18 protein-coding genes are annotated in these 19,908 nt (G+C 65.6%); 12 read left to right on the plus strand and 6 right to left on the minus strand.

Translation table 11 applies throughout. The annotated features are described in order from the left end of the window. Positions 1 to 30: 30 nt before the first annotated feature. Both P0D89_RS09480 and P0D89_RS09485 read right to left on the minus strand, forming a co-directional pair. A complete protein-coding gene (locus P0D89_RS09480) occupies positions 31 to 450 on the minus strand; it encodes a c-type cytochrome (protein ID WP_408357393.1) in 420 nt (139 codons plus the stop codon). Positions 451 to 668: 218 nt separating this feature from the next. Next, positions 669 to 2,486: a methanol/ethanol family PQQ-dependent dehydrogenase gene (locus P0D89_RS09485; protein ID WP_408357395.1), complete on the minus strand. Its 1,818-nt coding sequence runs from the start codon at positions 2,484 to 2,486 to the stop codon at positions 669 to 671. Positions 2,487 to 2,905: 419 nt separating this feature from the next. On the opposite strand from P0D89_RS09485, the gene P0D89_RS09490 reads away from it, so the two are divergent. The 9 genes from P0D89_RS09490 to P0D89_RS09530 all read left to right on the plus strand — a co-directional run bounded on the left by P0D89_RS09490 (position 2,906) and on the right by P0D89_RS09530 (position 11,021). Next, positions 2,906 to 3,304 carry a 4a-hydroxytetrahydrobiopterin dehydratase gene (locus P0D89_RS09490; protein WP_408357397.1) on the plus strand — a complete coding sequence of 133 codons (399 nt, stop codon included), beginning with the start codon at positions 2,906 to 2,908 and terminating at the stop codon, positions 3,302 to 3,304. A gap of 307 nt (positions 3,305 to 3,611) precedes the next feature. Further along, complete coding sequence (locus tag P0D89_RS09495) at positions 3,612 to 4,637, plus strand: beta-ribofuranosylaminobenzene 5'-phosphate synthase family protein (RefSeq protein ID WP_408357399.1); 1,026 nt, start codon at positions 3,612 to 3,614, stop codon at positions 4,635 to 4,637. 129 nt (positions 4,638 to 4,766) lie between these two features. Continuing rightward, on the plus strand, positions 4,767 to 5,693 hold the full coding sequence (locus P0D89_RS09500; protein WP_408376432.1) for an NAD(P)-dependent methylenetetrahydromethanopterin dehydrogenase: 927 nt from the start codon (positions 4,767 to 4,769) through the stop codon (positions 5,691 to 5,693). An 11-nt stretch (positions 5,694 to 5,704) separates the two neighbouring features. Continuing rightward, entirely contained in the window at positions 5,705 to 6,928 is a 1,224-nt protein-coding gene (locus P0D89_RS09505; protein ID WP_408357403.1) for an ATP-grasp domain-containing protein, read from the plus strand. Continuing rightward, complete coding sequence (mch, locus tag P0D89_RS09510; RefSeq protein ID WP_408357405.1) at positions 6,903 to 7,931, plus strand: methenyltetrahydromethanopterin cyclohydrolase; 1,029 nt, start codon at positions 6,903 to 6,905, stop codon at positions 7,929 to 7,931. Before P0D89_RS09505 ends, mch begins: the two co-directional genes overlap by 26 nt. Next, entirely contained in the window at positions 7,928 to 8,944 is a 1,017-nt protein-coding gene (locus P0D89_RS09515) for an ATP-grasp domain-containing protein (RefSeq protein ID WP_408357407.1), read from the plus strand. Before mch ends, P0D89_RS09515 begins: the two co-directional genes overlap by 4 nt. Further along, positions 8,937 to 9,809 (plus strand): triphosphoribosyl-dephospho-CoA synthase, encoded by an 873-nt coding sequence (locus tag P0D89_RS09520; RefSeq protein WP_408357409.1) that lies wholly within the window; start codon positions 8,937 to 8,939, stop codon positions 9,807 to 9,809. The genes P0D89_RS09515 and P0D89_RS09520 overlap by 8 nt, the downstream gene beginning before the upstream one ends. 153 nt (positions 9,810 to 9,962) lie before the next feature. Continuing rightward, positions 9,963 to 10,472 carry a formaldehyde-activating enzyme gene (fae, locus tag P0D89_RS09525; RefSeq protein ID WP_408357411.1) on the plus strand — a complete coding sequence of 170 codons (510 nt, stop codon included), beginning with the start codon at positions 9,963 to 9,965 and terminating at the stop codon, positions 10,470 to 10,472. Positions 10,473 to 10,595: 123 nt separating this feature from the next. After that, positions 10,596 to 11,021, plus strand: coding sequence for a hypothetical protein (locus P0D89_RS09530; protein WP_408357413.1), 426 nt, complete (start codon positions 10,596 to 10,598; stop codon positions 11,019 to 11,021). A gap of 93 nt (positions 11,022 to 11,114) precedes the next feature. Here P0D89_RS09530 and P0D89_RS09535 read toward each other — a convergent pair whose 3' ends face one another. After that, the gene (locus P0D89_RS09535) at positions 11,115 to 11,609 is read right to left on the minus strand and encodes a dihydroneopterin aldolase (RefSeq protein WP_408357415.1); all 495 of its coding nucleotides are present in this window, start codon (positions 11,607 to 11,609) and stop codon (positions 11,115 to 11,117) included. 354 nt (positions 11,610 to 11,963) lie between these two features. Between P0D89_RS09535 and P0D89_RS09540 the strand changes: the two genes are divergently transcribed. The 3 genes from P0D89_RS09540 to P0D89_RS09550 are packed head-to-tail and all read left to right on the plus strand — an operon-like array spanning position 11,964 to position 15,977. After that, positions 11,964 to 14,009 carry a sigma-54-dependent Fis family transcriptional regulator gene (locus P0D89_RS09540; protein WP_408357417.1) on the plus strand — a complete coding sequence of 682 codons (2,046 nt, stop codon included), beginning with the start codon at positions 11,964 to 11,966 and terminating at the stop codon, positions 14,007 to 14,009. Positions 14,010 to 14,019: 10 nt separating this feature from the next. Further along, positions 14,020 to 14,616 carry a flavoprotein gene (locus P0D89_RS09545; protein WP_408357419.1) on the plus strand — a complete coding sequence of 199 codons (597 nt, stop codon included), beginning with the start codon at positions 14,020 to 14,022 and terminating at the stop codon, positions 14,614 to 14,616. Then, on the plus strand, positions 14,595 to 15,977 hold the full coding sequence (locus tag P0D89_RS09550; RefSeq protein WP_408357421.1) for a DUF6513 domain-containing protein: 1,383 nt from the start codon (positions 14,595 to 14,597) through the stop codon (positions 15,975 to 15,977). Before P0D89_RS09545 ends, P0D89_RS09550 begins: the two co-directional genes overlap by 22 nt. 22 nt (positions 15,978 to 15,999) lie before the next feature. On the opposite strand, the gene rpe is transcribed toward P0D89_RS09550, so the two are convergent. From rpe to tkt, 3 genes are read right to left on the minus strand one after another with little or no spacing between them, the layout of a single operon-like run. Further along, on the minus strand, positions 16,000 to 16,710 hold the full coding sequence (rpe, locus tag P0D89_RS09555) for a ribulose-phosphate 3-epimerase (protein WP_408357423.1): 711 nt from the start codon (positions 16,708 to 16,710) through the stop codon (positions 16,000 to 16,002). Between the two features lie 34 nt (positions 16,711 to 16,744). Then, entirely contained in the window at positions 16,745 to 17,782 is a 1,038-nt protein-coding gene (gene fba / locus P0D89_RS09560) for a class II fructose-bisphosphate aldolase (RefSeq protein WP_408357425.1), read from the minus strand. Between the two features lie 36 nt (positions 17,783 to 17,818). Beyond that, on the minus strand, positions 17,819 to 19,870 hold the full coding sequence (tkt, locus tag P0D89_RS09565) for a transketolase (RefSeq protein ID WP_408357427.1): 2,052 nt from the start codon (positions 19,868 to 19,870) through the stop codon (positions 17,819 to 17,821). Between the last annotated feature and the right edge of the window lie 38 nt (positions 19,871 to 19,908).

The following is a 19,908-nucleotide window of genomic DNA, read 5'->3' on the forward strand; positions in this document are numbered from 1 at the left end:
TGAGCCTCCGAAAGAGTAGCAGCGCCGGCCTTATTTTGCGTCGATGGCCTGAAGATCGCCCGGCTTGATCTGTCCATCGGAGCGCCCTTTCAGATAAGCATAGAGGTTTTCCCAGTTCTTCTGCATCATCTGGCTCGTGCTGAAATCAGGCATGCCCTTGTCTACCCTCCCGCCGAACACCGTTCGATGAAACTCGCCCTTGTCCAGGGTCTTGAACGCGTCGATGAGCGACGGTCCGACCATGCCTTGTTGCTGCGCGCCGTGGCAGCGTTCGCAAGCGAGCGCGCGCCATGTCTTCCACCCTTGCAGCGTATTACTGTCGACCTTGCTACCGTCGACCACCTTGTATGCGACCTGCGCAACCGAGGGATTGTTCTGCGCATATCCGACAGGTAGCAGGACGAGCGCTGCGGGCAATGCCGCGAGCAACAAGATTGATCGGCCTTTCATGCACGTGTCTCCTTTGTCGATTGGAGTTGGTGTTTCAGCACTTACTCCGGTCCCATGCAAAATGTTTGCACGAGATGAGCGGCGCCCTGATGCGATTCATGAACGCATCGGCGAAACGGGCGCACACGGGATGGTTCGTCCGGTCGGACTGAACGGACGGCCGGTGCGCCCTGCTGCAACAGACGCGTCGGCCGTGCGTATCAGTACTCCCCGGTCATTCAGCTTTTTTCGCCGGGAATCGCGAACACGAAGAGCGTGCCGCCGAGCGCGGTGTACTTCGCCAGTTCACGATAGCCGCCGACCGCACCCAGACCTTCGGTCGACTTTTCCAGCCCGGCTGCCATACCGATACCGGCCCAGCCGCCGATGCCCGAGTACACGCCGATGAACTGCTTGCCCTGGTACTCGTACGTAAAGACGTTGCCGATGATTCCCGACGGCGTCTTGAAGCGCCACAGTTCCTTGCCGTCCTTGATGCGGACCGCCTTGATGTAGCCTTCGAGCGTGCCGTAGAACGCGACGCCGCCAGCCGTGGCGAGCACGCCCGACCAGACCGAGAACTTCTCCGGCTTGGACCAGACGATCTTGCCCTTGCTCGCATCCCACGCGATGAAGTTACCCATCGCGTTGTTCTCGTTCGGCCCAGGATACATCGACAGCGTGGCGCCGACATACGGCTGTCCCGACACGTAGTCGACATCGAACGGCTCGTAGTCCATGCAGACATGGTTGGTCGGCACGAGGAAGAGGCTCGAGCCCGGATCGAACGCAGCCGGTTGCTGGTCTTTGGAGCCGAGCGCCGCCGGGCAGATACCCTTCACGTTGTGATCGGAGCCTGCTGCCTGGGTCGAGTACGCCGCATTGCGGATCGGCAGGCCGCTCTTCATGTCGACACGGTCAGCCCAGTTCACCGCGGGGTCGTACTTCTGCGCGACGAGCAGTTGTCCGGTCTCGCGATTGAGCGTGTAGCCGAAACCGTTGCGGTCGAAGTGAACGATCGAGGGCACCTTCTTGCCGTTGATGTTCAGGTCGGACAGGATCATTTCGTTGACGCCGTCATAATCCCATTCGTCGTGCGGCGTCATCTGGTAGACCCATCTGGCCTCGCCGGTATTCAGGTCGCGCGCGAAGATCGACATCGACCACTTGTTGTCGCCCGGACGTTGCGTCGGGTTCCATGTGCCCGGATTGCCGGTGCCGTAATAGATGAGGTTGAGTTTAGGATCCCACGCATACCAGCCCCACGTGGTCCCGCCGCCGAGCTTCCACTGATCGCCCTTCCACGACTTGAGCGACGAATCCGCGCCCACCGCCACCATCTTGCCGTCGGTGTACGTCATCGTCTTCTGCGGGTCGATCAGCATGTCCTTGTCGGGGCCCGTGCTAAAGGCGGTCCAGGCTGGCTTGCCGGTCTTGATGTCGTAAGCGATGAGACGCCCGCGCACGCCGAATTCGCCACCCGAGATACCGGTCAGCACCTTGTCGCCGAATACGTGCGGCGCGTTGGTGTTGGTTTCACCCGCTTTCGGATTGCCGTTCTGCGCAGTCCAGACCACATCGCCTGTTTTCGCGTTCAGCGCTACGAGTTTGGTGTCGGCCTGTTGCAGGAAGATCTTGCCGTCGCCGTAGGCGAGACCGCGGTTGACGGTGTCGCAACACATCACGGAGACGACCTGTTCGTCCTGTTTCGGTTGATACTGCCAGATGAACGTCTGATCCTTCAGGTTGATGGCGATGACCTTGTTGGGGAACGGCGAGTGGATGTACATCGTGTCGCCGATCACGAGCGGCGCGCCTTCGTGGCCGCGCAGCACGCCGGTCGACATGGTCCATGCCACCTGCAGCTTGCCGACATTGTTCTCGTTGATCTGCTTGAGCGGGCTGTAGCGGTGATTCGCATAATCGCCCGCCTGGGCCGCCCAGTTGGATGGATTTTTCATCAGGCCGTCGAGCTGCGAATCGGCTTGCGCGGCGATAGAGCCAAAGGCTGCCGATGCGAGGATCGCGAGCCCAAGAACCACGGTGCGTAAGTTCATGTCTCCTCCAGAATTGTCCTGCTGTTCAACTCACGAATGACCCACGCTACCTCATCGCATCGTGCGCGCCTTCTCGAGTGCAGGTAACGATCAACGCCCTGGCCCGATCGATGTCAGGCTTCGTGGCGCATTAACGGCCAACGCATATTCCATGCCGGAAAGTGGCGGCGGTTGCCGCCGTCCCGCAACCGAAGCCCTCTGTTCCACACGCGCTTCGCGCCGCGCGGCGATTGTGTCCTTCACGATCGGCGTCACGGTGTGACGACCTTGACCCCGTTGCGCCACGGAGCGCGACACATACTGTGTCACTTCCGTGATACGGAACGTGTCCATTGCGAGTGGTGTCTCTCGCCTTTGGCCCGTCATTTGCCGCAATATGTAGTTCGGCGGGCGGTTCCCGCATCCGAGGAGCAGCGGTCATGGCAAACGCAGAGAAGGTCTATTCCGACGACGAAGTCCAGCAACGCCTCGTCGGTGCGCTCCAGCACTGGTATCTCGAGGACGGCTGGCTGAGGCGCAAGTATCGGACCGAGGGCTGGAAGGGAACGCTGATGGTGGTCAATGCGGTGGGGCATCTCGCCGAAGCCGCCTGGCATCACCCGGATCTGACGGTCTCCTACGCATTCGTGACCGTGAAGCTCAAGACGCATAGCGCCAAGGGCATCACGGACAAAGACTTCGCGCTCGCCACAAAGATGGAATCCGTGATCCAGTGGCAACCCGGCCTCGAAGACGGCCCGCTCGAGGGCACGCCGTCCGACGACCAGCGCTTCCGCTATATCAAGTACGACGCGCCGAAAACCGCGCCAGGCAGTTGAGAAGGCAGTTGGGGCGTCGGCATTGCCGCGGCTTCGCGGCTAGCGGACGGGACGCTTGCCGCCGGGCGCCTACTGCAACAGCAGGTGACACAGTGCACCTTCGACGTCACACAGCGTCCATGCGCACGCGAGACAGCGTGGCACCGAGTGGGTCGCGCGGCGGCCTGAAACAGCAACGGCGGCCCTGAACCGCGCCTGGTACGGCTTCTGCTTGAAGTCGCCCGGCGCACTGCCGTTATGGCCCGCGCCGGATTCATGGGCGCCCTTCGGCCAAACCCTGTTCAGCGCACCCACAAGGACACTTGCGATGCCGCTTCAGTTTCGCCGCCTCCCGCCTCACACGGCACTGACGATCGATGCGCCCGCGCGCCTGCATCTGGGATTTCTCGACCCGAACGCGTCGCTCGGGCGCGCGTTCGGCAGTCTGGGACTGGTCATCGCTGCGCAGGGCACCCGGCTCGAAGCGCGCCTCGCGGAGCATGAACAGATCGACGGCGCCGTGACCGAAGCCGACCGCGAGCGCATCGCGCTTTGTCTGGCGCGGTTGCAGGCCGCTTACGGACCGGCGACGGTCGCCATCAACGTCGCGCATGCGCCGCGCGCACACACCGGCCTCGGCTCCGGCACGCAGCTGGCGCTGGCCGTGGGCACCGCGTTCGTGCGCCTCGTCGGCCACCCGGCGAGCAGTGCGGAACTGGCCAGCCTGCTCGGTCGCGGCGCCCGTTCCGGCATCGGCATTCTCGGTTTCGAATCCGGCGGCCTGCTGCTGGACGGCGGACCGGCCGGCGATCTGCATCAGAGCGTCCCGCCCCTGCTCGCGCGCCAGCCGTTTCCGGACCAGTGGCGGGTGCTCCTCGTGAGCGACCACAGTCGCGAGGGTTTGCACGGCGCGCAAGAGCGCCGCGCCCTCGCCTCGCTTGCGCCGTTCCCGCAGCGGCTCGCCGCGCATTTGTGTCATCTGGTGCTGATGCGGATCCTGCCGGGCGCCGCGGAGCGCAACTTCGCGCCATTCGCAGCGGGCCTCACCGAAATGCAGCAGACCATCGGCGAATACTTCGCCAGCGCGCAAGGCGGCGTGTTCGCGAGTCCGGATGTCGAGCGCGTGTTGCGCGCGGTCGCAGCAGAGCGAGCGGCGGGCATCGGCCAGACTTCGTGGGGTCCGACGGGCTTTGCGATCGTCGCGAGTGCGCGCGCGGCCGACAGCGCGCTCGCCACGGCGCGAGAAGCGGCGCGCGCCATGCCTCACATCGAATGCACGATCGTCGCGGGACGAAATAGCGGCGCGGCCATCCGCAGCGCCGAGGCGCGTGCCCAGCGGATCGACGCCGCATGATGCCGCTCCGTTACCCCAGCACTGACTGCGTCGCGCGCGGCACACGCACGGAGATCGCTGCCTGCGGGCTCCCTTGAGCCCATCGCTCGCGCCGTCCACGAGAAACGCCACTGAAACGAGCTCGCTGCCATGTCCGAAACCATTGAAAGGCCCTATATCCTGCACATGTTCACGGCCACGCCGCAAATGAGTCCATTCGACGTCAACATGGCGGCCGACGCCGGCTACCAGGTCATCGTGCCGTATTGCGGCGTCGAAGCCGGCATGGTTGCGAACCTGACCCAGGACGCGATTTTTTCCCGCGGCCCCAAAGGCGTGTCGCGCACCGGCATCTTCATCGGCGGACGCGACGTGATGCAGGCCGCCGACATGCTCGACACCGCGCGCAAAGCGATGGTCCCGCCGTTCGAAGTGTCGGTGTTCGCCGATCCGAGCGGCTCGTACACGACAGCGGCCGCGCTCGTCGCGCTGGTCGAACGTCATCTGGGCAAACAGCACGGCATGGAACTGGGCGGCAAGCGCGTGCTGATTCTCGGCGGCACTGGCGCGGTCGGGCGCGTCGCGGCTGTGATGGCCGCCTCGGGCGGCGCCGATGTGACGATTGCGAGCCACCACAGCCGCGCTCGCGCGCTCGGCGTCGCGGCCGAAATCAACCAGCGCTTCACGATCGTGACCAACGGCATCAGCACCGCGACACCGGACGAATTGCGTGGCGCGCTGGCCGACGCGGAGATCGTGCTAGCCACTGCGATCGCGAGCGTTCAGGTGGTCAGCAGCGACGACCTGGCGCATGCCAAACGGCTCCTGATCGCCGCGGACGTCAACGCCGTGCCGCCAGAAGGCATTGCCGGCGTCAACGTGATGAACGACGGCAAACCCATCGACGGCGTGACGAATGCGGGCGCGGTCGGCATCGGCGCACTGGCGATCGGCAACGTCAAGTACCAGGTCGAACACGGGCTGTTCATGCGCATGCGCACGGGCGGCAAGCCGGTCTATCTGGGCTTTCCGCAAGCGTTCGACGAGGCCCGCGCGGTCGCGGCCGGGCTCGGCTGAGCTTGCTCGTCATGAAGTCGCGCCAGCCACTGTCGCACGCGCCGTTCGTCGCGGTAGCCGGACTGTCCGCGCGCCTGCTCGCCCAGTCCGCGGTGCGCGCGGGTCTGCGCGTCGCCGCGCTCGACATCTTCGGCGACCGCGATACGCGCGCGGCGTCGGAGATCTGGTTCGATATCGGCGGCGACGGCGGCGCGCTGGCGATCGATCGCGCACGGCTCATCGACGCGCTCACACGCGTCGCGCGCCTGCCGCATTTCCTTGGCTGGATCGACGGCAGCGGGCTCGAGCCCTTGATGGCGCAGTTGTGCCGCGAACCCGGTTTGCCCCGATTCATCGGCAACGATGCCGAGGCGAACGCTGCCGTACGCGAGCCCCGGCGCTTCTTCGCACTGCTCGATTCGCTGCACATTGCGCATCCCGCCGTCTCGTTTGCGTGGCCCGGGACGCCCGCGGGCTGGCTGTTCAAGGATGCGTTCGGCTGCGGCGGCACCCACATCAAACCGGCTTCCGCGCTCGATACGACGCCCGTGCCCGCACAAGGCTATTTCCAGCGAATCGGCAACGGCCGGCCGGTGTCGGCGTTATTCATCGGCGCGCGCGGCCACGCGCATCTGATCGGTTTTGCCGAGCAACTGACCTGCGAGTTGGGTGATCTGGCGTTCGTGCATGCCGGATCGATCGGTCCGATCAATCTGCCGCCGCAGGTCGCGGCGCGCGTGCAGGAAGCGCTCGACGCCCTCTGCGCACGCACCGGTCTCGTCGGTATCAACAGTTGCGACTTCCTGCTCGACGGCGACGCGTTCCAAGTGCTCGAAATCAACGCGCGGCCTTCGTCGACGATGGCGCTTTACGAAACCGCGTCGCCCGATGCGTGGCCGGACGGACTGCTCGCCTGCCACCTCGATGCATGCCGTAGCGGCCGGCCGCCGTCGGCCGCGAGCATGGCCTTGGCCCGTCAGCCGCGCTGGTGCGCGGGCCAGCACGTGCTATTCGCGCCCCGGCCGTTCACCGTGTCGGCCGCCTTCTCCGATGCCTGCCTGCGCGATCCCCACTGCCACGACGTGCCGATGCCCGGCACGCGCGTCGAAGCGGGCCAACCCGTCTGTACGCTACTCATGCGCGCGGCGTCGGCGGATGCGGTGCGGCGCGCGCTCGATGCGCAGCACGCGCGCGTCGTGCAACGAATCGAAACCTGCGATGAATCTGACCATGCCTGCATCCAATACCCCTCCTGAGGCTTCCCGGCAGTCCGCCGCGCCAGGCGTCAACGCGCTGAGCGAGCGGCTCGTCGCCCGGCTCGTCGACGATGCGGCGCGCCTCGCCGTCGCGATCACGCGCACGGCCGACGGCACGGTCATCGCGGACGCCGGCGTCGACGCGCGCGGCAGCATCGACGCCGGGGTGCTGATCGCGCGCATCTGCATGGGCGGACTCGGCCGCGTCGCCGTGCGCTCGAACTTCGACACGGCGCCGCTCTGGCCCACCATGATCGACGTGCACACGTCTTCACCGGTGCTGGCCTGTCTCGGCAGCCAATACGCCGGGTGGAGCCTGTCGGCGACAAAGGAAGAGACTGGCGGCAAGAAGTTCTTTTCGCTGGGCTCCGGTCCCGCGCGCGCACTGGCCGTCAAGGAGCCGCTGTTCGCCGAACTCGGCTATCGCGACCACCACGATCGCGGCGTGCTGGTGCTCGAAGTCGACCGCCTGCCGCCCCAGATCGTCATCGACAAGGTGTTGCGCGATTGCGGTCTTGCGCCCGACCGGCTCACGCTGGTCGTCACGCCGACACAGTCTGTCGCGGGAACGGTGCAGGTCGTGGCACGCGTCGTCGAAGTTGCATTGCACAAAGTGCACGTGCTCGGCGTCCCGCTGGACGAAGTGGTGGAAGGCGCGGGCTCGGCGCCATTGCCGCCGCCCGCGCCGGACGGGATTCAGGCGATGGGCCGCACCAACGACGCGATCCTTTATGGCGGCCGCGTGCATCTGACCGTCAAGCACGACGAAGTCGCGCGACGCCTCGCCGACACCTTGCCCGCCGCCAATTCGCGCGATTACGGACGGCCGTTTGCGGACATCTTCACGTCGTTCAACTTCGACTTCTACCAGATCGATCCGGCGCTGTTCGCGCCCGCCGAGGTCTGGGTAAGCAGCCTCGAAAGCGGCGCGACCTACCATGGCGGGCGCATCGAGAGCGCGTTGCTTCAGGATCAGTGGGGCGGCAGGTCCGTCGCGCCATGACGCTCACGCAGACGGACGCAAACCCCAACGCCACCCACGCGGGCGTGCGCATCGCGATCATGAGCGATGAAACCGGCTGGCACACCGGACGCCTGAAGAAAGCGTTCCGCGCGCGCGGCGCCGAAGCGCGCTGCGTCGACCTCGCGGATTGCCGGATCGACACCACATGGCAACCTCACGGACTGGTGGTGCCGGGCTTTGGCCACGCGCTGCCGGACGCGGTCTTCGTGCGCGGTATCGCGGGCGGCACGTTCGAACAGGTGACGCTGCGGCTCGGCATTCTTCACGCGCTGCGCGAATCCGGTGTGCCGGTGTACAACGATGCGCGTGCGATCGAGCGCAGCGTCGACAAATCGATGACCAGCTTCCTGCTACACCGCGCCGGCGTGCCGACACCGGCGACCTGGGCCGGCGAATCCGCGGCGTTCGCACAGCGCGTACTGATGCGCGAAGCGGCGGCGGGCCGTCAGGTCGTGCTCAAGCCGTTGTTCGGCTCACAGGGCCACGGACTCAAACGGCTCGGCGCGCGCCGCGGTTTGCTCGCGCCGCTGCCGTCGCTCGCACGTTACCAGCAGGTTGCTTACTTGCAGCGCTATGTGTCCGGCGCACGCCCCGGCTTCGACTGGCGCGTGCTGGTGATCGGCGGTCAGGCTGTCGCGGCGATGCGGCGCATCGGCGGCAAGGGTTGGATTCACAACTTCGCACAAGGCGCAGTCTGCGAGCCGGTCGAACTCGATTTGCCGCTCGCGCGAACCGCCGTGCAGGCCGCCGCCGCACTCGGACTCGACTACGCGGGCGTGGACCTGATCCCCAATCCCGACGATGCCACACGCCCGCTCGTGCTCGAAGTCAACGGCGTGGCGGCGTGGCGCGGCTTGCAGTCGGTCACGGCGGTCGATCTCGCGGCGGTGCTTGCCGATGACCTGCTCGATCGCAAGCTGGCGGCGCGGCGGCAGCTCACCGAGCAAACCGGGGAGCCAGCCTTCGTCGCGCTGCCCGGACGTCATGCCTGAGGCCGGCGCGATACTGCTCGAACAGGTTCGCGCGGCGTTCCTCGCAGCCTGCGCGCTCGACGTCGCCACGCCCAAGCCGGGCAATGTCAGCGTGCAAAGCCCGGGCCACGGGATGAGCGCGGCGCAGTTCCTCGCCAGCGCGGACGCCGCGGCCGACGCGCTTCTCGCACGCGGCGCACCGGTCGGCCAGCGCATTCTCGACGCGGTGACGCGCACGCGCGATGCGGTCGGCTGCAACACGAACCTCGGCATCGTGCTGCTGGTCGCGCCGCTCGCCGCGGCCCTCGAATGCACGGGACGAACGCTGTCGGCGCAAAGCTGGCGCGAAGCCGCCTCACGGGTGCTGGCGAGTCTCGATGTCGACGATGCGCGCCTCGCCTACCGCGCAATCGCCCTCGCCAACCCCGGCGGCCTCGGCGACGCGCCCGAGCAATCGGTCCACGCTCCGCCGACGGTCGGCTTGCGCGACGCGATGCAACTCGCCAGCGAACGCGACAGCATCGCCCTTCAATATGCGAACGGGTTTCACGACATCTTCGAAACCGGCCTTGCGGCATATTGCGAAGCGCCCGCCAATGCGCCCGAGGTGGCGATGCTCAACGTGTTCCTCGCCTTCCTCAGCGGCTGGCCCGACTCTCACATTGTGCGCAAGCACGGCATGGCGCTGGCGCAGAGTGTCACGCTCGCGGCACGCGAACAGCGTGTGCAATGGCGGAAAACGCCGCTCCAATCGCAAAGCGCGCCTACGTCTGCGCAACTCGATGCATGGGACGCGGAGCTGAAGGCTCGCGCAATCAACCCCGGCACCAGCGCGGATCTGGCGGTGGCCACGCTATTCGTTGCGGGCTGCCTGAATACCCGCTGAGGGACGTGCGCCACACCTGCCGCGCCGAGTGTTGGCACGAAAAATGTTAGTTAGTACCACCGTGCATCAACACGCTGCCGTGCGATGCAGAATCGGCAATACAGCAGGCAGCGGCCAGTCAGCAGGTCCGTACTCACACATCGGAGGAACAGAATGGCCAAGATCAACCGCGTCATGATCGGAGAGTCGCTCGTCGGCGACGGCAACGAGGTCGCGCATATCGACTTGCTGATCGGACCGCGAGGTTCGGCTGCGGAAACCGCGTTCTGCCATGCACTCACCAACAATAAGGATGGCTTCACATCTTTGCTCGCCGTCGTCGCACCGAATCTGCTTACCAAGCCGAACACGATCCTGTTCAACAAGGTGACGATCAAGGGCGCGAAGCAGGCCGTCCAGATGTTCGGCCCTGCGCAGCACGCGGTGGCCCTCGCGGTTGCCGACAGTGTCGAAGACGGCACCATCCCCAAGGACGAGGCCGACGACCTGTTCCTGTGCGTCGGCGTCTTCATCCACTGGCAGGCGGATGACGACAAGAAGATCCAGCAGTTCAACTACGAGGCCACGCGCGAGGCGATCAAGCGCGCGGTCAACGGCGAACCGAGCGCGGCGGAAGTGGTGGCGAAAAAAGGCACCGTCGCGCATCCGTTCGCGCCGAACTGAAGCCGCACGATATGTGAGGAGACGCGGCGCCGGCGCAATGGCCCGCCTCCTCTCGCATCCTGTCACGTCGCTGACAGCACATCAGTTCGTGAAGCAGGCTCAATGCTCTGACAGAGGCACGATATGACCATAAGATGCCGCGCGCTGCTCGCCTTCACCAGCCTGGCGCTAGCGGGACCGCTCGCCTGGGCGGCCGGCGATGCGCCACGGTCCTCCGCTGCGGCGGGAGGCTACAACTATCCGACCGAAGGCCGTGTCGAATACGTGCTGACTTGCATGGACGACAATGGTCACGATTTCGCGAACGTCTATAAATGCTCGTGCGTGATCGACAAGATGGCCGCGGCACTGCCGTACGACGAGTTCGTCGAGCAGTCGACTTTCTCGAAGTACGCGACGCTCGGCGGCGAAGGCGGGAACGAGTTCCGCGTCGATCGTGCGAAGTCGCAAACGAAGAAATTCCGCGCGCTGCAGACCACTGCGTACCAGGCGTGCGGACTGGGTCCACAGAAAACGCCGACGGTCGCGAAACCCACGGTCACGAAATGATGCAGTGCACACGGATGCCGTGCAGATGACGTGCGGATTCCGTGAATACGACAGCGGCGCCGCTCACGATGCGGCGCCACATAGCCGTGCCGCTCAGTTCGGCACCAGCCCGTTCCCAAGCGACGCGTAGCTGACAAGGCCCGCACCTTCTGCCGGCAGATCGCTGCGGCGCCGTTCGATCTGCACACCGACCGCCGCCACGTCGTCGAATTTCGCCGGCTTCGCAAGGGATACGCGCACCCAGTGAGCGCCGAAATCGGCAATGAGCAATTGCGCGATGGTCTCCGCGAGCGCTTCGAGCAGGCGCACGCGATGCGACGCGAACAGCGCAAGCAGCGCACCGCGTACCGCCGCATAGTTGACCGTATCTTCGATTCGGTCTGTCGTGCATGCGCGGATCGCGGGCACGCCGATCGCGAGGTTCACGCGCACGGGTTGCGGAACGTGCTGCTCGCTGCTGTCGATACCAATGACCGTCTGGCCGATGAAATCTTCGATGAACACGATATCCATGCGCCCAGGCAACGCGCTGACATCGGAGCCGATGCTGGGGAAAGCGGCAAGGCGAACGGTATCGATACGATCCATGGTGTACTCCGCCGCGACGCGGCCTGGTTAAAGCAACAAATCAGGAACGGCCGAAACGGCGGGCGGCACACTGTGTGCCGAAGCTGCAACACGCCCGCGGCGTCGCATCCGTCAACGAGGCAACGAATCGGTAAAAGCAAGTATCGGGCGCGGTGTGTGGAGATAATGCGACTTCTTGTTGAACCAAAGCGACATCGGGCGTAGAGTTTTAAGGAACCGCCAGATAGCACGGCCGGTCGCGTAGGCGCATGCGAACGCTAGATTTCGTAGCGCCAGGGGAATACAGGATTCATAAAGCGGCAGTCGAGGCGTGCGTAATGGCATGTCCGAAATGACGCAACGGAGACAAACCCCATGTCGTTGCTCGCTGACAGCAATACGCACGTCCGAGAGGTATTGAACGTCGTCAATCATCAATTGACTACGCGCCCGACGAGCGAATCCGTCGCCCAATCGTGGGCGCGCTGCATCAACGAATTCCAGCTTGACCCCTCCCGCTTCGTCACCCCGCCAGTCCTCACGCAGTACGAACTAAGCGCGCGCCGCGAAGCGCTCGGCGATCTGATCGCCTGTTCGAAGCTGGAGATGACGACGCTCTATCAGCAACTGGCCGACCCCGAACTTGCGGTCGTGCTGGTCGACTCAGGCGGCGTGATCGTTCATCAGGTGTCGTCCGTGCCGTTTGCCGAGGCGGTCGCCGACGACGGCTTTCGGGTCGGCGCGCTGTGGAGCGAGCGCGAGGCCGGCACCAACGGCATGGGCACCTGTCTTGCCGAGCGCGACTGCATCGCGGTCTGCCAGCACGAGCATTTTTATCCGCGCTATACGTCGCTCACCTGTTCCGCCGCGCCGATCTTCGACGACAGCGGCGAGATTGCCGGCGTGCTCGACGTCACGAGCCGCTCGAAGCTGCTACAGCAACACTCGCTGGTACTCGTCGGCATGTCCAGCCAGATGATCGAAAACCGTTTGCTGGATGCGCGTTACCGTCACGCGAACATGATTCATTTCCACAGCCGTCCGGAATTCGTCGGCACCCTCCACGGCGGCAAGCTCGCGGTCGCGGACGACAGCACGGTGCTCGCCGCGAATCGCAGCGCGCTGTTCCAGCTCGGCTTCCGCTCGCTCAGCGAACTGCGGGGCCGGCGCATCGAGGAGGCCTTCAATGCTTCGCTCGAAGACATGATCGCGCGCAGCATCCGCGGATCGTTCCATCCGGTCACCGTGTACAGCGCGAACGCGACGAACCGCTTCTTCCTCGTCGCGCAGACCCCGCAGAACAGCGCGGGGCGCGTCACACGAGTCCTTGTGACCGACTCCGCCGCGCGCGGCAGCGCGCCCGACAAACGCGCACCGTCGCCGAAGCTCGACGAGATCGCGCACCTTGAGTTCGGCGACCCGCGCATGGCTTCGCAGATCCAGTTGGCCGCGCGCGTGATCCAACGCAAGATTCCGATCGTGCTGCGAGGGCAAACCGGCACCGGCAAGGAAGTCTTTGCGCAGGCGCTGCATAGCATCAGCCCGCACGCCGATGGTCCCTTCGTCCCGGTCAACTGTGCGTCGCTGCCCGAGAACCTGATTGAAAGCGAACTGTTCGGCTATCGCGCCGGCGCGTTCACCGGCGCACAGCGCGAAGGACGGCGCGGCAAGATCGTGCAGGCCAACGGCGGCACCCTCTTTCTCGATGAGATCGGCGACATGCCTCTCGTCTTGCAGGCGCGTTTGCTGCGAGTCATCGAGGAACACGAGGTCACGCCGCTCGGCGCCGAAACCACCGTCAAGGTCAATTTCCAGCTGATCAGCGCGAGCCACCGCAACCTGCTCGAACTCGTGCATAACGGGCAATTCCGCGAGGATCTGTATTACCGGCTCAAGGGTGTCGAGCTGAATCTGCCGGCGCTTCGCGACCGGCTCGACAAGCTCCCGCTGATCCACCATCTGCTCGCGAACGAGACCGACGATCCGCCCGAACTGAGCCCGGAAGCCGAACATGCATTGCTGACTTACGAGTGGCCGGGCAACATCCGTCAACTGCGCCATGTGTTGCAAATGGCGGTCGCGCTCTCCGATGGTCAGCCGATCCGTTGCGAGGACTTGCCGCCCGAAATCACGCAACGCGCCGCGCCGTTGGATATGCCGACCGCCCTGCGCCTCGGCACTGCGGACATGGACGCGCATCTGGCCGACGACGCGGACATCTCCACGCTCAATGCGATCCAGTTGAACGAGCGCGAAACCGTGCTGTCGTTGCTCGACGAACACCGCTGGAACGTCAGCAACGTCGCGAAGGCGCCCGGCATCAGCCGCAACACGCTGTACCGGAAGATGCGCCGGCTGCATATCCGGCTGTCGCATGACGGCTCGCCGTCCGACGGAATGCCGCTCGATCTCGACGCATGAATCTCGACGCATGACCCAGACGCCCGCACGCGATCTCGCCGACTTCAAGCCAGACGCGCGCTTCGCGTGGTGCGTGACCGGCTCGGGCCATTTAATCGAAGAGTCCATCGCGCTTGCGCTGCAATTGCCGCGCGTGGACCTCTTCCTGTCCGCGGCCGCGGAGGAAGTGCTGCCGCTTTATGGCTGGTCACTCGAAAAGTTGCGTGAAAACTTTCGCGTGCTGCGCGACAACAGCGCGAGCGGTGTGCCGGTCGGGATGCTCTATCACGGCATCTATCACACGGTGGTGATCGCACCCGCCACCAGCAACACGGTCGCCAAATGCGCGTATGGCATCTCGGATACGCTGCCGACCAATATGTACGCGCAGGCCGGCAAGCAGTGCATTCCGGGCATTGTCTTTGCGTGCGACACCGAACCGACCGTGATCACGCACAGCCCGGATGAATGGGTCGAACTGCGTCCACGGACGATCGAACTCGACAACGTTGAGCGCCTGTCGCGCTTCGAATATACGACGCTCGTCCGCTCGCTCGACGAACTCAAAGCGGCGCTCGATGAACGCTTGTCGACCCTCGATCTCGCATGGACCACATCCTCTTCCTGACTGGCCGGCTTGCCGAACCGAGCCTGTTGCGCGTGCTCGACAGCATGGCGCCGACGCCGTTCAGTTGGGAGGTCCGCGAAATCGGTCTGCAAGTCGCCGCGTTGATGACGGCCGACCTGATCGTGCGCCGCGTGCCCACACCGCTCGGCGCGCAGCGGGTGATCGTGCCGGGGCGCTGCCGGGGCGATCTCGACATGCTGGCCCATCACTATGGCGTGCCGTTCGAGCGCGGTCCTGAAGAGGTCAAGGATCTGCCGCAATTTTTCGGCCGCAAGGCGAAGCCGTTCGACCTGAGCCGTTACGAGACGGAAATCTTCGCGGAGATCGTCGACGCACCGCGCCTCGATCTCGACGGCATTGCCGCGCGGGCGCGCGAGTATGCGGCCCAGGGCGCCGACGTCATCGACATTGGCTGCCTGCCTGAAACACCGTTTCCCCATCTCGAAGACGCGGTCCGGCGGCTCAAGGCCGAAGGCTATCGCGTGAGCGTCGATTCGATGCGCACCGACGAACTGTTGCGCGGCGGTTGCGCGGGCGCCGACTATCTGATGAGCCTGAACCTCGATACGCTGTGGATCGCCGACGAGGTGCCGTCGACACCGATCCTCGTCGCGCGCGAACCGGGCGACCCGGCCTCGCTCGACGCCGCGATCCATCAGCTATCCGGGCGCGGCCGCGCGTTTCTTGCCGATCCGATTCTCGACCCGATTCCGTTCGGGCTCGCCGCGTCGATTGCGCGCTACGTCCGCTTGCGCGAACGCTATCCCGACATTGCGATCATGATGGGCATCGGCAACGTGACGGAATTGACCGAAGCCGATACCAGCGGAATCAACGCGGTGCTGCTTGGCATGGCCGCCGAGCTGCGGATCGGCGCGGTGCTCACCACGTCGGTGAGCCTGCATGCGCGGCGCGCGCTGCGCGAAGCCGACGTCGCGCGCCGCGTGATGCATGCCGCGCGCGACGCGCAAGTGCTGCCGAAAGGGATCAGCAGCGATCTCGCGACCGTCCACGCGAGACGGCCGTTTCCGTATAGCGCCGACGAAATCGATGAGCTCGCCCGTGGCGTGCGCGATCCGAATTTCCGCGTGCAGGTCAGCGCCGAAGGCATTCACGTCTATAACCGCGACGGACACCGGCGCGGCGACGATCCGTTTGCGCTCTATCCGCACCTGAATCTCGACAGCGACGGCGGCCACGCGTTCTATATGGGCGTGCAACTCGCTCGCGCGGAGATTGCCTGGCGGCTCGGCAAGCGGTTCGATCAGGACCAGCCGCTCGATTGGGGCTGCGCGCTCGACCGGCCCGAAGAAGACCTTCTCGTCTGGCGCGCGCCCGGCGAGACGATGAAGAAATGCTGACGGGCACTCGCGAGTCGCCCAGTCATCCTTCGATTTCCGCTACGCCGCTGCCTTCTTTCACGGTATCCAGTTCGTCGCGCAGCCGCCCGATCGCCTGAGCGCGATCGGCGGCGCCGAAAACAGCCGAACCGGCGACCAGCACATCGGCCCCCGCCGCGGCGATCTGTGCGATGTTCGATGCCTTCACGCCGCCGTCGACTTCGATCAGCAACGACCGCCCGGTCCGCTGCATCGTCGTATCGACCCGCTCGCGCAGCAGCCGCAGCTTGTCGAGCGTTTCCGGAATGAACGCCTGGCCGCCGAATCCCGGATTGACCGACATCACCAGCACGACATCGAGCATTTCCATCACGTGATCGAGCACGGCGAGCGGCGTGCCCGGATTGAGCGCGAGCCCCGCGCGCGCACCGTGGGACCGGATCAGTTCGATGGTCCGATGCACATGCAACGATGCCTCGGGATGAAAGCTGATCAGATTCGCGCCCGCCTCGGCAAAGGCAGCGACGAGCGGATCGACCGGCATGGTCATCAGATGCACGTCGAACGGCACCGTCGTATACGGCCGGATTGCGGAGCACACCAGCGGCCCGACGGTGAGGTTCGGCACGTAGTGGTGGTCCATAACATCGAGATGGATCCAGTCCGCGCCGGCCGCCGTCACGTCGCGAATCTCGTCGGCAAGACGGGCGAAATCCGCCGACAGCAGCGACGGGGCAATCAGGAATTCGCGCATCATCTTCTCCTTGCAGGTGCTCAGTGCTCAGTGCTCAGTGATAGCGGCGCGCCATCGCGTCGAGCGGGAGCGGTTTGATGCGTGCCGCCTGGCCCGCGCAGCCGAACGCCTCGAAGCGCTCGACGCAGATCGCGCTCGCCGCCGCCGTCGCCGCTTTCAGCGCCGCGCGCGGATCGAACTCGGAACGCGCGTTCGCGAGCGACCTGCGCATCGCGCCGCTCATCGCGAGCCGGATGTCGGTGTCGATATTGACCTTGCGCACGCCATGCGCGATGCCGCGCCGGATTTCCTCGACCGGCACGCCGTACGTAGTCGGGATCTCGCCGCCATATTCGCGGATCACCGCGAGCCATTCCTGCGGCACCGACGACGAACCATGCATCACGAGATGCGCGTTCGGAATCCTTTCGTGAATGTCCGCAATGCGGTCGATCGCGAGAATGTCGCCACTCGGCTGGCGGCTGAACTTGTACGCGCCATGTGAGGTGCCGATCGCAATCGCGAGCGCGTCGACGCCCGTCGCGTCGACGAAACGCCGCGCTTCGTCCGGATCGGTGAGCAGGTCTTTGCGCGCGAGCTGACCTTGCGCGCCGACGCCGTCCTCCTCGCCCGCCGTGCCGGTTTCGAGCGAACCGAGGCAGCCCAGTTCGCCTTCGACCGACACGCCGACCGCATGCGCGGCGTCCACCACGCGGCGGCTTACGTCGACGTTGTAGTCGTAGGCCGCGGGCGTCTTCTGGTCCGGCAGCAGCGAGCCGTCCATCATCACCGACGTGAAGCCCGAGCGGATGGCCTGCTGACAAACCGCGGGGCTCGCGCCGTGATCCTGATGCAGAACCAGCGGAATATCCGGGTGCGCCTCCAGTGCGGCGAGCACGAGATGGCGCAGGTAGGGCTCGCCCGCGTACTTGCGCGCACCCGCCGACGCCTGCAAGATCACCGGGCTGGCGGTGGCCTCGGCGGCCTGCATGATCGCGTGGATCTGCTCCATGTTGTTGACGTTGAAAGCGGGCACGCCGTAGCCGTGTTCGGCTGCGTGATCCAGCAGTTGCCGCAGTGATATGAAGGCCATTGCACACTCCTCGAAATGAAAACGGATCGGCACAGCTCAGCGCGCGCCGTGCGCGACGCGGCGTGCTTCGTCCACCAAGGCCTGCACGGTCAGGTTGAAATGCGCGAACAACGCTGTGGCAGGGGCTGATTCACCGAACGAACCGATGCCGACCACGCCGCCGGTGAGCCCGACGTATTGCCGCCAGAATGCGCTGACGCCTGCCTCGATCGCGACGCGCGGCACGCCCGGCGGCAGCACCGCTTCGCGCCACGCGGCCGATTGCCGGTCGAACGCCGTGGTGGACGGCATCGAAACGACGCGCGCAGCGATGCCGGCGGCTTCGAGCGGCGCGACGGCGTCGAGCGCGAGCGCGACTTCGGAGCCGGTTGCGATGAGCACGACGCGTGAAAGTTGCGCATGCGCCGATTCGACCGGCCAGTCGCGCAGCACATAAGCGCCCCGCGCTATCGCGGCGATCTGCTCAGGCGAGCGCGTGACGAACGGCAGGTTCTGCCGGCTCAGCAGCAAACAGGAAGGCCCTTCCCGTTCGACCGCGCAGACCCACGCCTGGGCGGTCTCGACCGTATCGCACGGACGCCACACATCCAACCGCGGGATCAGCCTGAGGCTCGCCGCATGTTCGACCGCCTGATGGGTCGGCCCGTCTTCGCCGAGGCCGATCGAATCGTGCGTGAAGACGAAGATCGACCGTGTCCTCATCAGCGCGGCCATGCGTAGCGCGTTGCGTGAATAGTCGGAGAACGTGAGGAAGGTGCCACCGAACGGCAGGTAGCCGCGATGCAGCGCGATGCCGTTCATCACCGCGCTCATGCCGAATTCACGCACGCCGTAGTGCAGATAGTTGCCGCTCTGCAAGCCGCCGTCGTCGGTGTGGACATCGACCGCGCCCGGCCAGTCCGTCAGGTTCGAGCCGGTCAGATCGGCCGAGCCGCCGAGCAACTCCGGCAAGTAACGCGCGAGCGCGGCGATTGCCTGTTGCGAGGCTTTACGCGTCGCAATCGATTCGGCCGCGCAATCGGCGTCGCGCACGAGCGCGCGGACCGCGCCGCGCCAATGCGCGGGCAGCTTGCCTTGGACCCGCCGTTCGAACTCGGCGGCCTCAGTCGGATAGTGCTTGCGGTACGCTTCGAAACGCTCGCTCCAGTCGGCTTCGGTGGCCAGACCACGCGCGCTCGCGTCCCAGTGCGCGCGGATGTCATCCGGAATCTCGAAGGGCGGATGCGGCCAGCCGAGCGCGCGGCGGGTCCGCGCGACCTCATCGGCGCCGAGCGGCGCGCCGTGCACGTCGTGGGTCCCGGCCTTCGACGGCGAGCCCTGGCCGATCACCGTCCGGCAGCAGATCAGCGTCGGCCGGCCCGCGGCGCGCGCGCCCTGCAACGCGCGATCGACCGCGTCGACGTCGTGTCCGTCCACCTCGCGCACCACGTGCCAGCCATACGCCGTGAAGCGCGCCGGCGTATCGTCGGCGAACCATTGCCGGACAGGACCGTCGATCGAAATGCCGTTGTCGTCGTAAAGCACCGTCAGCTTGTCGAGCTTCAGCGTGCCCGCGAGCGAAGCCGCCTCGTGCGAGATGCCTTCCATCAGACAGCCGTCGCCGGCGAACACGTACGTGCGATGATCGACGATCCGATGGCCGGGCCGATTGAATTCACGTGCGAGCAGCGCCTCGGCGAGCGCCATGCCGACGCCGTTCGCGAGCCCTTGTCCGAGCGGCCCGGTGGTCGTTTCGACGCCCGGCGTGACGCCCACTTCGGGATGCCCCGGCGTCCTGCTATGCAGCTGGCGAAAGCGCTTCAACTCGTCGATCGGCAGGTCGTAGCCGCTCAGATGCAGCAGTCCATAGAGCAGCATCGAGCCGTGTCCGTTGGACAGCACGAATCGGTCGCGGTCGGGCCATGCCGGGTTGCGCGGGTTGTGTTTCAGATGCCGGTCCCACAATGCGACGGCAATCTCGGCCATGCCCAACGGCATGCCGGGATGTCCGGACTTCGCCGCTTCCACGGCGTCGATCGCGAGCATGCGCAGCGCGTCGGCCATCAGCCGGGTGGCGGGTACGGCAACCGATTCTGCGACAGCACTCATCGAATCTCTCCTTGCAATATGACCACGCGCTTCGCCGC

This window comes from Paraburkholderia sp. RL18-085-BIA-A, assembly GCF_046027075.1.
Lineage (GTDB): Bacteria > Pseudomonadota > Gammaproteobacteria > Burkholderiales > Burkholderiaceae > Paraburkholderia.

What these genes read in the sequence shown, in the direction of transcription:
- rpe (WP_408357423.1), bottom strand. Translation starts at nt 16,710, where the DNA reads ATGCGCGAATTCCTGATTGCCCCGTCGCTGCTGTCGGCGGATTTCGCC.
- P0D89_RS09495 (WP_408357399.1), top strand. Translation starts at nt 3,612, where the DNA reads ATGCCGCTTCAGTTTCGCCGCCTCCCGCCTCACACGGCACTGACGATC.
- fba (WP_408357425.1), bottom strand. Translation starts at nt 17,782, where the DNA reads ATGGCCTTCATATCACTGCGGCAACTGCTGGATCACGCAGCCGAACAC.
- P0D89_RS09550 (WP_408357421.1), top strand. Translation starts at nt 14,595, where the DNA reads ATGGACCACATCCTCTTCCTGACTGGCCGGCTTGCCGAACCGAGCCTG.
- P0D89_RS09545 (WP_408357419.1), top strand. Translation starts at nt 14,020, where the DNA reads ATGACCCAGACGCCCGCACGCGATCTCGCCGACTTCAAGCCAGACGCG.
- P0D89_RS09490 (WP_408357397.1), top strand. Translation starts at nt 2,906, where the DNA reads ATGGCAAACGCAGAGAAGGTCTATTCCGACGACGAAGTCCAGCAACGC.
- P0D89_RS09535 (WP_408357415.1), bottom strand. Translation starts at nt 11,609, where the DNA reads ATGGATCGTATCGATACCGTTCGCCTTGCCGCTTTCCCCAGCATCGGC.
- P0D89_RS09520 (WP_408357409.1), top strand. Translation starts at nt 8,937, where the DNA reads ATGCCTGAGGCCGGCGCGATACTGCTCGAACAGGTTCGCGCGGCGTTC.
- mch (WP_408357405.1), top strand. Translation starts at nt 6,903, where the DNA reads ATGCCTGCATCCAATACCCCTCCTGAGGCTTCCCGGCAGTCCGCCGCG.
- fae (WP_408357411.1), top strand. Translation starts at nt 9,963, where the DNA reads ATGGCCAAGATCAACCGCGTCATGATCGGAGAGTCGCTCGTCGGCGAC.
- tkt (WP_408357427.1), bottom strand. Translation starts at nt 19,870, where the DNA reads ATGAGTGCTGTCGCAGAATCGGTTGCCGTACCCGCCACCCGGCTGATG.
- P0D89_RS09505 (WP_408357403.1), top strand. Translation starts at nt 5,705, where the DNA reads ATGAAGTCGCGCCAGCCACTGTCGCACGCGCCGTTCGTCGCGGTAGCC.
- P0D89_RS09530 (WP_408357413.1), top strand. Translation starts at nt 10,596, where the DNA reads ATGACCATAAGATGCCGCGCGCTGCTCGCCTTCACCAGCCTGGCGCTA.
- P0D89_RS09480 (WP_408357393.1), bottom strand. Translation starts at nt 450, where the DNA reads ATGAAAGGCCGATCAATCTTGTTGCTCGCGGCATTGCCCGCAGCGCTC.
- P0D89_RS09500 (WP_408376432.1), top strand. Translation starts at nt 4,767, where the DNA reads ATGTCCGAAACCATTGAAAGGCCCTATATCCTGCACATGTTCACGGCC.
- P0D89_RS09515 (WP_408357407.1), top strand. Translation starts at nt 7,928, where the DNA reads ATGACGCTCACGCAGACGGACGCAAACCCCAACGCCACCCACGCGGGC.
- P0D89_RS09540 (WP_408357417.1), top strand. Translation starts at nt 11,964, where the DNA reads ATGTCGTTGCTCGCTGACAGCAATACGCACGTCCGAGAGGTATTGAAC.
- P0D89_RS09485 (WP_408357395.1), bottom strand. Translation starts at nt 2,486, where the DNA reads ATGAACTTACGCACCGTGGTTCTTGGGCTCGCGATCCTCGCATCGGCA.